This is a genomic window from Streptomyces sp. NPDC091387, assembly GCF_044756945.1.
In the GTDB taxonomy this organism is placed as follows: Bacteria; Actinomycetota; Actinomycetes; order Streptomycetales; family Streptomycetaceae; genus Streptomyces.
Genome location: NZ_JBIVTZ010000021.1, coordinates 94,099 through 107,628, shown reverse-complemented (window position 1 = coordinate 107,628; position 13,530 = coordinate 94,099). Strand labels below are relative to the sequence as shown.

General features: G+C 69.9%; 9 protein-coding genes and 1 pseudogene. 1 reads left to right on the top strand and 9 read right to left on the bottom strand.

Going from position 1 to position 13,530, the window contains the following annotated elements; genetic code table 11:
* Positions 1-139: 139 nt before the first annotated feature.
* From ACIQM0_RS33525 to ACIQM0_RS33490, 8 genes and pseudogenes are all read right to left on the bottom strand, one after another.
* Positions 140-1,171, bottom strand: a pseudogene (locus ACIQM0_RS33525) (discoidin domain-containing protein); the annotation flags it as partial.
* Positions 1,172-1,342: 171 nt separating this feature from the next.
* On the bottom strand, positions 1,343-2,761 hold the full coding sequence (locus tag ACIQM0_RS33520; protein ID WP_401294075.1) for a GH1 family beta-glucosidase: 1,419 nt from the start codon (positions 2,759-2,761) through the stop codon (positions 1,343-1,345).
* Between the two features lie 31 nt (positions 2,762-2,792).
* Positions 2,793-3,815, bottom strand: a complete 1,023-nt coding sequence (locus tag ACIQM0_RS33515; RefSeq protein ID WP_401294072.1) for an ABC transporter ATP-binding protein — start codon at positions 3,813-3,815, stop codon at positions 2,793-2,795.
* Positions 3,812-4,810 (bottom strand): ABC transporter permease, encoded by a 999-nt coding sequence (locus ACIQM0_RS33510; RefSeq protein ID WP_401294069.1) that lies wholly within the window; start codon positions 4,808-4,810, stop codon positions 3,812-3,814. Before ACIQM0_RS33510 ends, ACIQM0_RS33515 begins: the two co-directional genes overlap by 4 nt.
* Positions 4,811-4,813: 3 nt before the next feature.
* Positions 4,814-5,794: an ABC transporter permease gene (locus tag ACIQM0_RS33505; RefSeq protein ID WP_401294066.1), complete on the bottom strand. Its 981-nt coding sequence runs from the start codon at positions 5,792-5,794 to the stop codon at positions 4,814-4,816.
* Positions 5,791-6,849 carry an ABC transporter ATP-binding protein gene (locus ACIQM0_RS33500; protein ID WP_401294063.1) on the bottom strand — a complete coding sequence of 353 codons (1,059 nt, stop codon included), beginning with the start codon at positions 6,847-6,849 and terminating at the stop codon, positions 5,791-5,793. Before ACIQM0_RS33500 ends, ACIQM0_RS33505 begins: the two co-directional genes overlap by 4 nt.
* A gap of 22 nt (positions 6,850-6,871) precedes the next feature.
* Positions 6,872-8,551, bottom strand: coding sequence for an ABC transporter substrate-binding protein (locus tag ACIQM0_RS33495; RefSeq protein ID WP_401294060.1), 1,680 nt, complete (start codon positions 8,549-8,551; stop codon positions 6,872-6,874).
* A gap of 151 nt (positions 8,552-8,702) precedes the next feature.
* Positions 8,703-9,677: a LacI family DNA-binding transcriptional regulator gene (locus ACIQM0_RS33490; RefSeq protein WP_363030188.1), complete on the bottom strand. Its 975-nt coding sequence runs from the start codon at positions 9,675-9,677 to the stop codon at positions 8,703-8,705.
* 290 nt (positions 9,678-9,967) lie between these two features.
* On the opposite strand from ACIQM0_RS33490, the gene ACIQM0_RS33485 reads away from it, so the two are divergent.
* Positions 9,968-11,833, top strand: coding sequence for a ricin-type beta-trefoil lectin domain protein (locus tag ACIQM0_RS33485; protein WP_401294056.1), 1,866 nt, complete (start codon positions 9,968-9,970; stop codon positions 11,831-11,833).
* 56 nt (positions 11,834-11,889) lie between these two features.
* Here the strand turns inward: ACIQM0_RS33485 and cimA are convergent, their stop codons facing one another.
* Positions 11,890-13,497, bottom strand: coding sequence for a citramalate synthase (gene cimA, locus ACIQM0_RS33480; protein WP_401294053.1), 1,608 nt, complete (start codon positions 13,495-13,497; stop codon positions 11,890-11,892).
* Positions 13,498-13,530 lie beyond the last annotated feature (33 nt).

Here is a 13,530-nt window from a genome sequence, read left to right as displayed (position 1 = left end):
GCCCGCCCCCCCCCCCCGCCCCCGGGGGGGCGGGGGGGGGGGGGCCGGCGGGGGGGGGGCCGGGGGGGGGGGGGGGGGGGGGCGGGGCCCCCCCCCCGGCCGCCCCCCCCGACCCCGTTCTCTTGCTGCTTCTGTCCTCCTACTTCTTCTGCTCGACCTTGACCCAGTCGATCTCGGCCTTGATGCCGCCCTGGGCGATCCGGTCGACGCTGGACTGCGGGAGACCCCAGTAGGGCTCGGTGACCTTGTTCCAGCCGGCCGGGTAGGCGCCGCCGAGGGCCAGGTTGAGGATCACGTACTGGTTGTGGCCGAAGACCCACTGCCCGCGAGTGGACTCCAGCTTCTGGCGGGAGGTCCGCTGGACGACCCGGTCGTCGACGGTGAACGTCATGCCTTCGGCCGTCCACTCGACGCCGTAGGTGTGCCACGCGTCGGCGCGGCCGCCGTCCGGGTAGGTCTGCTGCTTCCCGATGTTGCCGTCGGCGGAGTAGCCGGGGCCGTTCAGCGCGGAGCTGGTCCAGTCCCCGTAGCCGATGTTCTCCATGATGTCCGTCTCGCCGGATCCGGGCCAGGAGACCGTCGGGTCGTCGACATTGCTGCCGAGCATCCAGAACGCGGGCCAGTAGCCGTCGCCGACCGGCAGCTTCATCCGGGCGCTGACCTTGCCGTAAGTGACGAGGGCGGGTGAACTGCCCGCGTCCTGCTAGAGGTTGCCGTACGCGGGGTGGTTCAGGGCCAGGTTGGTGCGGGTGGTGGAGGCGGCTGCGGGCTCGCCCCCGTACACCTTGAAGGAGGCCAGGGCGTAGCCGCTCGCGGTGGCGCGCTGGATGCCGCGCAGCCGGACGTAGCGGCCGGTGGCCTCCTGCGGGTGGGTGTGGGCGGTGACGCTGCCGCCGGTGCCGTCGTCCTCGGTGTAGAACGTCGTCCAGTCAGTGCCGTTCCTCGACACCTCCAGGACGTACTGCTTGCCGTACGAGGCCTCCCAGTCCAGGGTGACCTGGCTGATCCGGAGCGTGGCGCCGAGGTCGACGCGTAGCCAGGCGTCGTCAGCGGCGTCGCTCGACCAGTGGGTGGCGGCGTCGCCGTCCGCGGCGGCGCCCGGTCCGGTGGCGTCGCTCTCGCTGCCGGACGCGGTGACGGCGCCGGGGTCGGCGGTGTGGGCGGAGGCCGCCCGGTCGGTGTCCCAGGCCGCGGCCTGCGCGGCGGCCCGTGGGGAGGGGCGAAAACCACGGGGGCGGCGAGGGCGATCAGCGCGGCGGTGGTGGCTGCCGGAGTCGTACGAGAGGGCACGGCGGGGCGCCCGTTCGTATCCGTGGGGCTGCGCGACCGCGCGCGGGCGCAGCTACGCGTTGCGGGTGTGGTGGATGGTGTCGCGGTACCACTTGGCGCTGTCCTTGAGCGTCCGCACCTGCGTGTCGTAGTCGACGCGGACGATACCGAATCGCTTGTCGTAGCCGTAGGACCACTCGAAGTTGTCCATCAGCGACCAGGCGAAGTAGCCCCGGACGTCGGCCCCTTGGGCGCGGGCGGCGGCGACGGCGGCGATGTGGTCGGCGAGATAGGTGGTGCGGTCGGCGTCGTGGATCCGGCCGTCCGCGGAGACGGTGTCGTCGAAGGCGGCGCCGTTCTCGGTGATGACCGTCGGGAGACCGTAGTCCTTCTCCAGCCGGACGAGCAGGTCGGTGAGGGCGGTGGGGGTGATCTCCCAGTCCATCGCGGTGCGGGGCAGGTCGCGCTCGACGACGCGGGTGACGGGCAGTCCCTCGGCGTCCGTCGTCGCGCCTTCCTCGGTCACGCCGGAGAAGAGGGTGCCGCGGTAGAAGTTGACGCCGAGGACGTCCAGCGGGGTGGCGATGACGGCCAGGTCGCCGTCCTGGACGGGGAGTTCGACGCCCTGTGCGGCGAGGTCGGCGACGATGTCCTGGGGGTAGGCGCCCTTGACGACCGGGTCGAGGTAGAGGCGGCAGCCGAGTCCGTCGGCGCGGCGGGCAGCCTCGGCGTCCTCGTGGCTCCGCGTCTCGGGGGTGGCGGTGCCCAGGTTGAGGGTGAGGCCGAGTTCGAGTGCGTTGCCCCGTGCGGCGGCCTGCTCCCGCAGGTGCTGCGAGGCGAGGCCGTGGCCCAGCAGGAGGTGGTGGACGGCGTGGATCGCCTCGCCGAAGTTCTGCCGGCCGGGGGCCTGGTTGCCGTAGGCGTAACCGAGCATCGCCGAGCACCACGGCTCGTTCAGCGTGGTCCAGTGCTTCACCCGGTCGCCCAGGGCGTCGTAGGCGAGGGCGGCGTACTCGGCGAACCGGTAGGCAGTGTCACGGGCCGGCCAGCCGCCCGCGTCCTCCAGCTCCTGCGGCAGGTCCCAGTGGTAGAGCGTGATCCAGGGGGTGACGCCCTTGGCCTCCAGCTCGTCGACCAGGCGCTTGTAGAAGTCGAGGCCCTTCGCGTTGGCGGGGCCCCGGCCGCCGGGCTGGATGCGCGGCCAGGCCAGCGAGAAGCGGTACGTGTCGACGCCCAGGTCGGCGATGAGCGAGACGTCCTCGGGCATCCGGTGGTAGTGGTCACAGGCCACGTCGCCGTTCTCGCCGCGGACGACCATGCCCGGCACCCTGCAGTACGTGTCCCAGATCGAGGGCGTTCTGCCGTCCTCGGCCGCCGCTCCCTCGATCTGGTAGGCGGCTGTGGCGACGCCCCAGCGGAAGTCGGCGGGCAGACCGGACACGGCCTGGGCGGTGATCTCGCGGGCGTAGGCCTGGGGGGTGACGAGGTTCATGGTTCTCCTGTGGTGTGCGTGGCGTAGTGCGCTACGACCGGGCGGCCGGGACGGTGGCGGCGGCCGGGGCCTCCCGGTGGAGCCAGCAGGCCACCGAGCGGGAGCTGTCGCCGTCCGGCGCGGCGAGCACCGGGACGTGGGTGTCGCAGCCCTCGACCTTCTTGGCGCAGCGGGGGTGGAAGGCGCAGCCGGCGGGCATCGCGGACAGGTGCGGGGGCGAGCCCGGGATGCCGCTGAGTTCGCGGCGGGGGCCGTGCAGTGCGGGGAAGGAGTGGAGCAGTCCGTCGCTGTAGGGGTGGCGGGGGTCGCGGTAGATGTCGGAGGACCCGGCCTCCTCGACGATCCGGCCGCCGTACATGATCGCGATCCGGTCGGAGAACTCGATCAGGAGCGAGATGTCGTGCGTGATGAAGACGACGGAGAAGCCGAGCTCCTCGCGGAGTCTGACCAGCTGGCGCAGGATCTGGCGCTGCATGACGACGTCCAGGGCCGTCGTGGGCTCGTCCATGATGACGATCTCGGGTTCCAGCGCGAGTGCCATCGCGATCATCACGCGCTGGCGCATCCCGCCGGAGAGCTGGTGCGGGTAGGCGCCGAGCCGGTCGGCGGAGATCCCGACGAGTTTCAGCAGTTCCTCGGCGCGGGCGGTGCGTGCGGCCCGCTTCATCTCCGGGCGGTGGGCCTGGAGTACGTCGGTAAGCTGGCTGTGGACCGTGTGCACCGGGTTGAGGGAGTTCATCGCGCCCTGGAACACGATCGACAGCTCCTGCCAGCGGAAGGCGCGGAGCTCGGGCGCCGACAGGGTGAGCAGGTCGAGCGTCTCGCCGTCGCGCTGGTGGTAGCGGACCTCGCCGCCGGTGATCACGCCGGGCGGGGAGAGCAGCCGGGTGACGGCGTAGGCCAGGGTGGACTTGCCGGAGCCCGACTCGCCCGCGAGGCCGAGGACTTCGCCCCGGTGCAGGGTGAGGTCGATGTCGCGCAGCGCGTGCACGGCGTCGTCGCCGGTCCCGTAGTCGACGTCGAGGCCGCTGATGGTGAGGACGGGCTCGCTCATGAGCGGGTCTCCTTGTCGTGCCTGGCGCGCGCCGCGGCCCTGTCCGTGCCGCGTGCCACGGGGGTGAAGCCGACCCGCATCCGGACCTTGCGGGAGCCGCCGGTCTCGGTGCGCAGGCGCGGGTTGACGAATTCGTCGATGCCGAAGTTGATGAGGGCGAGGGACATGCCGAGCAGGGCGATGCAGAGCCCGGCCGGGACGAACCACCACCACGCGCCCTGGGCCAGGGCCTGGTTGGACTGCGCCCAGAACAGGACGGTCCCCCAGTTCCAGTTGGAGATGTCGGCGACGCCGATGAAGGCGAGGGTGATCTCGGAGAGGATGGCGAAGATGACCGTGCCGACGAAGCCGGAGGCGATGACGGCGGTCAGGTTGGGCATCACCTCGAACAGGATGATCCGCCAGGTCGACTCGCCGGTGGCGCGGGCCGCCTCGATGTAGTCCCGGCGGCGCAGCGAGAGTGTCTGGGCGCGCAGTACGCGGGCGCCCCAGGCCCAGGAGGTCAGGGCGATGACGGTCGCGATGAGCAGGTCGCCCGCGTCGGAGACGAAGCTGGCGATGATGATGATCAGCGGCAGTCCGGGGATGACGAGGAAGACGTTGGAGAGCAGCGAGAGCACCTCGTCGGCGGTGCCGCCGAGGAAGCCGGCGCTGACGCCGATCAGCACGGACAGGATCGTGGCGAGGATGCCGGCGATGAATCCGACGACCAGTACGCCCCGGGTGCCGACGAGGATCTGCGAGAGCACGTCCTGACCGGTCTGGGTGGTGCCGAACCAGTGGGCCCCGGAGGGCGGCTGGAGCAGTTCCTTGCCCATGGTGTCCGGGTCGTACGGGGCGATCCACGGGCCGATGACGGCGATCAGCACGAAGAAGAGCAGGATGCCGAGTCCGATGACGGTCTTGCGGCCGCGCAGGAACCGGAACGTGCGCTTGCTGGGCGCCGGGGTCTCGGCGGTGTCGAGTACGGCGACTTCGGTGGCGGTGACGGCCATGACCTAGGCCTCCCTTCGGGTACGGGGGTCGAGGATCATGTAGAGCACGTCGGCGAGGAGGTTCGCGGCGAGGACGGAGAGCGTGATGATGAGGAAGACGCCCTGCATCAGGGGGTAGTCCTTGGCTCCCACGCCCTGGAAGAGCTGGTATCCGATGCCCGGGTAGGAGAAGACCATCTCCACCAGCAGGGTGCCGCCGACGATGAAGCCGAGCGAGAGCGCGAAGCCGGAGATGTTGGGCAGGATCGCGTTGCGGGCCGCGTACCCGAACATCACCCGGCGCTCGGAGAGCCCCTTGGCCTGGGCGACCATGACGTAGTCCTCGGAGGAGACCGTCACCATCATGTTGCGCATGCCGAGGATCCAGCCGGCGACCGCGCTGAGCACGATGGTGAGGCCGGGCAGCACCCCGTGGTAGAGCGCGCTGGAGATGAACGGCCAGTCGAAGGCGGGCACGAGCGCGTTGTCGTAGCCGCCGGCGGCCGGGAAGAACGGCCACTTCACGGCGAACAGCGAGATGGCGATGAGGCCGAGCCAGAAGTACGGGATCGCGGAGATGAAGGTGGTGACGGGCAGCAGGCTGTCCATCCAGGACCCGCGCCGCCAGCCGGTGAAGACGCCGATCCCGGTGCCGAGGACGAAGCTGATCAGCGTGGTGATGCCGACGAGCGCGAGCGTCCACGGCAGCGACTGGGCGATCACCTCGCTCACCGGTGTGGGGAAGAAGGTGAAGGACAGGCCGAGGTCGCCGTCGAGCAGATGGCCCCAGTAGGAGGTGTACTGCTCCCAGAGCGACTGGTGCTTGTCCAGGCCGAAGAGGGCCTTGAGGGAGGCGATGGCGCTGGTGTCCAGCTGTCCCTGGAAGCGGGCGATGAGGGCCTGTACCGGGTCGCCTGGCATCAGCCTCGGGATGAGGAAGTTGATGGTGATCGCGGCCCAGGCGGTGACCAGGTAGAAGGCGAGCCTCTGGAGCAGGTACTTCACTTCGCGGCCTCCTTCTCGTGGTCACCGGCGCGGCCGGCGCCGTCGGCGTAGAGCCAGCAGGCGGCCCACTGGCCGTCGGCCAGGTCGAAGCGCGGCGGCAGTTCGGTGCGGCAGCGCTCCATCGCCTTGGGGCAGCGCGGGTGGAAGCGGCAGCCGGCCGGGGGCGCGATGAGCGACGGGGGCTCGCCGCTGCCGGTCTCCTCCTGCTCCTCGTCCGCGACCACCCGGTCCGGGTCGGGCGCGGAGGCGATGAGCAGCTGGGTGTAGGGGTGGGCGGGGCGCTGGGTGACGGTCTCGCTGTCCCCGCCCTCCACGATCCGGCCCGCGTACATCACCAGCGTGGAGTCCGCGAAGTAGCGGGCGGAGGCGATGTCGTGGGTGATGTAGAGGATCGCGAGGTGCATGCGGTCCTTGAGGTCCTTGAGCAGGTTGAGCACCCCGAGCCGGATCGAGACGTCCAGCATCGAGACGGGCTCGTCGGCGAGGAGGACCTGGGGGTCGGCGCCGAGCGCGCGGGCGATGGCCACGCGCTGGCGCTGACCTCCCGACAGCTCGTGCGGGAACTTGTCCAGGTACTGATGAGGAGGAGTCAGCTGGACGCGGTTCAGCAGAGCGGTCAGGTTCTGTTCCAGTTCCGCCTCGCCGTTCCCCGCCCGGCCGTGGATCTTCAGTGCCCGGGTGAGGTGGTAGCGCACGGTGTGCACCGGGTTCAGCGAGGCGAACGGGTCCTGGAAGATGAGCTGGACCCGGCGTACGTAACTGCGGAAGGACCGGCCACGTCCGGCCTTCACCGGCTTGCCGCCCAGGTGGATCTCGCCCTCGGTGAGCGGATACAGCTGGGCGAGCAGTCTGGCGACGGTGGACTTCCCGGAGCCCGACTCCCCCACCAGCGCCGTGACGGTGCCGCGCCGCAGTTTCAGCGAGACGTCGTCGACGGCGTGGACGGTACGGCGCCTGCCCGCGAGGAGATCGCGGCCGGTGCGCCGCACGGCGAAGTGTTTGGTGACTCCGCGTGCCTCGAGCACGACGTGGTTCTTTTCCTGCTGTTCAGACATGGCCGGTACCTGGATCCCTGGGCTACTTCTTCGACGGCTTGAGCTTCAGCACGACTTCCAGCGACGAGGGCTGGGTGTGCTGCGGGTCGGCGTACGGGTCGGCCTCCGTGGGCCAGCCCACCCAGTTCTTGGTGGAGTACTCGGCCCCGATGGGGGCGGCGGCGGTGGGGATCATCGGCGCCTGCTCGACCATGATCTTCTGCAGGGTGTTCATCGCGGTGATGCGCGTGGTGTCGGTCACGGCGTTCGCGAAGTCCTTGAGCGCCTCGGTGGCCTCGGTGTTCTTGAAGCGGCCGAAGTTGCCGAGCTGGGAGGCCTTGCCGATGGGCTGGAGCAGCGCGCCGTCCATGATGTTCTGGTACATGTCGTACGGGGTGGCGCCGCTGTTGGTCCAGTGCAGGGTGGCGTCGAAGTTGCCGTTGGCGACGTCCGCGCCCCAGGCCTCCGCGGTCTGGGTCTTGACCTTGGCCTCGATGCCGAGCTTCTTGATGTTGTCCTTGATGATCGCGAGGCCGGTGATGTAGTCGTTCCAGCCGGCCGGGTCGGTGAAGGTCAGCTTCACCGGCTTGCCGGTCGGGTCCTTCAGCACTCCGCCGCTGAGCGTGAAGCCTGCCCTGTCGAGGATCTTCTTGGCGCCCTCGACGTCGGGCTTCGTGGTGGCGTCCTTGTACGCGGGGGCGATGAAGGACTTGCCGGCGGGCAGCGGGATGCCGGTCGGGTTGGTGATCTCCGGGTAGAGGGTCGCCTCCGCCTGGGTGTAGATCGCGTTGCGGTCGACGACCATCGCCATGGCCTTGCGCAGCGCCGGGTTGTCGAACGGCTTGCGCGCGGTGTTGAACCACAGTCCGTGGATGCCGAGCCCGGAGGGGAACCACAGCTTGTGGTTCTTGGGGTCCTTGGCGATGTACAGCTGCTTGTAGTTCGGCATGAAGACGAACGACCACTCGAGCTTGCCGCCGGCCAGGGCGGTGGTGGCGGCACTGTTGTCGTTGTACGTGCTGTACCGCAGCTCCTTGACCTTCGTCGCGCCCTTCCAGTAGGTGGGCGTGGCGGTCAGGGTGGTGGTCTGCGGGGTGAACGTCTTCAGCTTGTACGGGCCAGAGCCGACGGGGGTCCGGTTCGGCCAGGTCTCCGGGTCCTTGACGCCTTCCCAGATGTGCTTGGGCACGATGAACTGCTGGATGATCTTGTTCTGGTTGACGTACTGCGAGTCGTCGAAGGTCAGCACGACCTTCTTGCCCCGGACCTCGATCCCGCCGAACGCGATGCCGTTGCCGTTGAGCGCCGGGTGCTTCTTCAGCAGGTTGAACGTGAACGCCACGTCCTGGGCGGTCAGCGGCTTGCCGTCGGCCCACTTGGCCTTGTCGTCGAGGGTGAAGGTGACCTTGGTGAAGTTGAGGTCCCACTTCCAGGACGTCGCCAGCCACGGGTCGGCCTTGTCGGCGGGCCGGATCTGGCTCGTCATCGCCAGCGGCTCGTAGATCATGTAGCGGTAGCCGAGGGTGGCGCCCGCCGAGGTGTTGAGGAACGGGTTGCTGTTGTTCGTCTGCGGCCCGTCCGGCTTGCCCAGCGTCAGGACTCCTGACGCGGCGCCGCCGCCCTTGTTGGCGTTCGAGTTGGCTGACGAGCATCCGGCGGCGAGCGCGACCACCGCGGTGGCGAGCGCGACCGCTCTGAGCGTGTGGTGACGGCGTGCGGACATAGCGACTCCAGGAGGGACTGGCGGGTCTGGGAGATCCGGGAACGGGCAGCGCTCGGCGCGCCGGGTACGGGCGGTGCGGGTGCGGTGCGGGTGCGCGCAGCCGGCTGCTGCACGGAGTACGGGAGCGGTGGGGCCGGTCCGGCCCCGGCCGCTAGGGCGCCGAGTGGCGCACGACCAGTTCGGTGGGCAGCACGAGGGGTGCGTCGGGTACGGGCGTGCCGCCGAGGTGGGAGAGCAGCATCCGTGCGGCCGTCTCACCCATCTGCCGGGTGGGCTGGCGCACGGTGGTCAGCGGCGGTTCGGTGTGCTCGGCCATCGGGATGTCGTCGAAGCCGACCACCGCGATGTCGCCGGGAACGGACCGTCCCGCGGCGCGCAGCGCCCGCAGCACGCCTGCCGCCGTGATGTCGTTGTGTGCGAAGACCGAGTCGAACTCGACCCCGGAGGCGATGAGTTGCTCCACGGCCAGCCGGCCGCAGATCTCGGTGAAGTCCCCGCGGACGATGAGGTCCGTCGGCAGCACGGAGACGAATCCCGCAAGCCGGTCGCGTACGCAGCCGAAGTCCTGGGGGCCTGTGATGACCAGGGGCCTGGTGCGGCCGGCAGCCCGCAGATGGCGGGCGGCCGACGCGCCTCCTTCGTGGTTGGTGGTCACGACGGAGGGGAACTCGGGGTGGTGGCCGCGATCGTCGATCAGCACGATCGGCAGACCACCGCGGTGCAGTGCGGTGAGGTGGTCGAGGGTGTTCTCGGGTTCGACGACGACCAGTCCGTCGAAGGCCCGCGCCGACACCTGGCTGGTGAAGCGCTCCACGGACTCGGCCCCGCGGTTGCAGGTGAAGAGCAGCAGCCCGTAGTCGGCGGCCTCGACGGTGTCGACGACGCCCTGAAGCACCTCGCCCATCCACGGCCAGGTCAGCGAGGGCACCAGCATGCCGACCGTACGGCTGCTGCCGCGGGCCAGACCGACGGCGCCCGAGCTGGGCACATAACCGAGATGTGCGATCACTTCACGAACACGGGCGGCCGTTGAACCGTCCACTTCGCCCTTGGTGTTGATGACCCGGGACACGGTCGTCTTGCTGACGCCGGCCTCGCGGGCGACATCAGCGATGGTGACACGCATCGGGGGCCTCCAGGACACAACAGGACAGAGAGAGCAGCGGGTCGTGGAACCGGTACCGCAACCGGTTCCGGAACCGGTACCGGCGTTGGTGGCGTGAGTTAACCCCGCTGGAACAGAGCCGTCAATACTTCACACCGAGATTGGTCCGTACCCATCCCGCGAGCTGCGAGGAAGGCCGATGCGTTCAAGTCCTGAACGCGGACCCTCTTGACGTGAGCACGTAAGAGCAGTTCACTCACGCCTCGTTCGACGGCACGTCCCCCACGCTCCCGCCGAGGAAGGTCTTGAGCATGATCCGATCAGGAAGAGCCGTACGGGTGCTGCTCGCCGCAGCGCTCGCCACCGCCGGTCTCACCGGACTCTCGTCCGGCACCGCCCAGGCCGCGGGCGAGACCGTCAACATCGCCCTGACCACCACCGACGACTCGGGCGGCCGCCACGTCACCCGGGGCCTCCAGGCCCAGACCCCGGTCGCCTTCACCTCCGGGAACGGCGGCGGCGGTACGAACATCACCGTCGACGAGAACACCCGGTACCAGACCTTCACCGGCGGCGGCGCCTCGTTCACCGACACGGCCGCGTACCTGATGAAGAGCAGCGGGGCGCTGAGCCAGGCGACCCGGGACGCCACGATGAAGAAGCTGTTCTCCCCCACGGACGGCATCGGGCTCTCGTTCGTACGCAATCCCATGGGCGGCTCCGACCTCGCCAGGACCGGCTACACCTACGACGACGTCCCCGCCGGGCAGACCGACCCGTCGCTCGGGAAATTCTCGATCGCACACGATCTGGAGGACGTGCTCCCGCTCACCAAGCAGGCCAGGGAACTGAACCCGGCCCTGACGACGGTGGCGTCCCCGTGGACGGCTCCGGCCTGGATGAAGGACAACGGGCAGCTGAACGGCGGCTGGCTGAAGGCGGAGAACTACGGCGCGTACGCCGACTACTTCGTGAAGTACCTCCAGGCCTACCGGGACCAGGGCGTTCCGGTCGACTACGTCACCGCGCAGAACGAGCCGACCTGCTGTTCCGGCTACCCCTCGATGAGCTGGAACGGCTCCGGGCTCGCCTACTTCACCAAGAGCGAGCTGCTGCCCGGACTCCAGTCGGCCGGCCTCTCCACCAAGGTGCTGGCGCACGACTGGAACTGGGACACCTACGACGAGTACGCCGCGGCCACCGTGAACGACGCGCAGGTGCGCAACCACCCCAACTTCGGCGGGGTCGCCTGGCACGGGTACGGCGGCGACGTCTCCAAGCAGACGGCGGTGCACGACCAGTACCCCTCGATGGACGCCTTCCAGACCGAGCACTCGGGCGGCACCTGGATCGCCGACCAGCAGCGCGAGGACATGCTGAACATCATCGACTACACCCGCAACTGGGCGAAGTCGGTGACCAAGTGGTCCCTGGCGGTGGACCAGAACCGCGGCCCGCACAACGGCGGCTGCGGCACCTGCGACGGACTGATCACCGTGCACGACGGCGACGGCAGCAGCGGACAGGTCGACTACAACATCGAGTACTACACGATGGGCCACCTGACCAAGTTCGTCCGCCCGGGAGCCTCCCGGATCGCCTCCACGGCCAGCTCCACCGTGCCCAATGTCGCCTGGCGCAACCCGGACGGCTCGAAGGCGCTGATCGCCTACAACGGCGGCGGTTCGGCCCAGCAGATCTCCGCCAACTGGGGCGGCAGCTCGTTCACTTACTCGCTGCCGGCCCGCACGTCCGCGACCTTCACCTGGTCCGGCACACCGTCCGGCTCCGCGGGCACCTCCGGGGCGCTGGCGACGGGCGGCAAGTGCCTGGACGCCACCGGCAACACGGCCGCCGACGGCACCCCGGCCCAGCTCTGGGACTGCACCGGCGCGGCGAACCAGCGCTGGACGCTGCCGGGCGACGGCTCGGTCCGCACGCTGGGCGCCTGCCTCGACGTCGCGGGCGGCTCGACGGCGAACGGAGCGAAGGTCCAGCTGTACACCTGCAACGGTTCGGCGGCGCAGCGCTGGACGCACGACGCGTCGACGGGTGCCGTCGTCAACCCGGCCTCGGGCAAGTGCCTGGACGTGACCGACCGGTCGACGGCCAACGGCGCCCGCACCCAGATCTGGACGTGCACGGGGGCGGCCAACCAGAAGTGGCACCTGGGGTAGCCGACGCGCGCCCCGGCCGCGGACCGGGTCCGGTCCGCGGCCGGGGCGCGCCCGCACTACTCCGTCGGCTCGATCCCCGCCCGCAGCAGACCGAAGGTGTACGCGTCCTCCAGCGCCTGCCAGGAGGCCGCGATGATGTTCTCCGCGACGCCCACGGTCGACCAGTCGGCGGTGCCGTCGCCGGTGGTGATCAGGACCCTGGTCGTGGAGTCGGTGCCGGTGCGCCCCTCCAGGATGCGGACCTTGTAGTCCACCAGCTCCAGCTTGGCGAGCTGGGGGTAGATCCGTTCCAGGGCGACCCGCAGCGCCCGGTCCAGGGCGTTGACCGGGCCGTTGCCCTCTGCGGTCGCGACGATGCGCTCGCCCTTGGCCCAGAGCTTCACGGTCGCCTCGTTGGCGTGCGTGCCGTCGGGGCGGTCCTCGACGATGGCGCGCCAGGACTCGGTACGGAAGTAGCGGCGTACCCGGCCCTCCACCTCGGCCCGCAGCAGCAGCTCGAAGGAGGCGTCGGCCGCCTCGTAGGTGTAGCCCCTGAGTTCGCGCTCCTTGACCCGCTCGACGACGCGCCCGACGAGCTCGCGGTCGCCCCCGAGGTCGACGCCGAGCTCCTGGCTCTTGAGCTCGATGGAGGCACGGCCGGCCATGTCGGAGACGAGCATCCGCATGGTGTTGCCGACCAGCGCGGGATCGATGTGCTGGTACAGGTCGGGGTCGACCTTGATCGCGGAGGCGTGCAGCCCGGCCTTGTGCGCGAAGGCCGAGACACCGACGTAGGGCTGGTGGGTGGAGGGGGCGAGGTTGACGACCTCGGCGATGGCGTGCGAGACGCGGGTCATGTCGGCGAGCGCGCCCTCGGGCAGCACGGTCTTGCCGTACTTGAGCTCCAGCGCGGCGACGACGGGGAAGAGGTTGGCGTTGCCGACCCGTTCGCCGTAGCCGTTCGCGGTGCACTGGACGTGGGTGGCGCCCGCGTCGACCGCGGCCAGGGTGTTGGCGACGGCGCAGCCGGTGTCGTCCTGGGCGTGGATGCCGAGGCGGGCGCCGGTGTCGGCGAGGACGGTGGAGACGACGGCCTGGACCTGGGCGGGGAGCATCCCGCCGTTGGTGTCGCAGAGGATGACGACGTCCGCGCCGGCCTCGGACGCCGTACGGACGACGGCCTTGGCGTACTCGGCGTTGGCGCGGTAGCCGTCGAAGAAGTGCTCGCAGTCGACGAAGACCCGGCGGCCCTGTTCGCGGAGGAAGGAGACGGTGTCGCGGACCATCTCCAGGTTCTCCTCCAGCGTGGTGCGCAGGGCGAGTTCCACATGGCGGTCGTGGGACTTGGCGACCAGCGTGATCACCGGCGCGCCCGACTCCAGCAGTGCCTTGACCTGGGGGTCCTCGGCCGCCTTGCCGCCGGCCCTGCGGGTCGCGCCGAAGGCGACCAGCTCGGCGTTGCGGAATTCGATCTCCTGCTGGGCGCGCGCGAAGAACTCGGTGTCACGGGGGTTGGCTCCCGGCCAGCCGCCCTCGATGAAGCCGACGCCGAAGTTGTCCAGGTGCCGGGCGATGGTGAGCTTGTCGGCGACCGTCAGGTTGATGCCTTCACGCTGCGCACCGTCGCGCAGCGTGGTGTCGAAGACATGGAAACTGTCGTCGGTGGGCTTGGCCTTGGTGGTCATGCTGGTCTGACTCCTGTCGGATGAGTGGATCCG

Coding starts and splice junctions, on each gene's coding strand:
- ACIQM0_RS33510 (WP_401294069.1), bottom strand. CDS start 4,810: ATGGCCGTCACCGCCACCGAAGTCGCCGTACTCGACACCGCCGAGACC.
- ACIQM0_RS33515 (WP_401294072.1), bottom strand. CDS start 3,815: ATGAGCGAGCCCGTCCTCACCATCAGCGGCCTCGACGTCGACTACGGG.
- ACIQM0_RS33520 (WP_401294075.1), bottom strand. CDS start 2,761: ATGAACCTCGTCACCCCCCAGGCCTACGCCCGCGAGATCACCGCCCAG.
- cimA (WP_401294053.1), bottom strand. CDS start 13,497: ATGACCACCAAGGCCAAGCCCACCGACGACAGTTTCCATGTCTTCGAC.
- ACIQM0_RS33485 (WP_401294056.1), top strand. CDS start 9,968: ATGATCCGATCAGGAAGAGCCGTACGGGTGCTGCTCGCCGCAGCGCTC.
- ACIQM0_RS33490 (WP_363030188.1), bottom strand. CDS start 9,677: ATGCGTGTCACCATCGCTGATGTCGCCCGCGAGGCCGGCGTCAGCAAG.
- ACIQM0_RS33495 (WP_401294060.1), bottom strand. CDS start 8,551: ATGTCCGCACGCCGTCACCACACGCTCAGAGCGGTCGCGCTCGCCACC.
- ACIQM0_RS33500 (WP_401294063.1), bottom strand. CDS start 6,849: ATGTCTGAACAGCAGGAAAAGAACCACGTCGTGCTCGAGGCACGCGGA.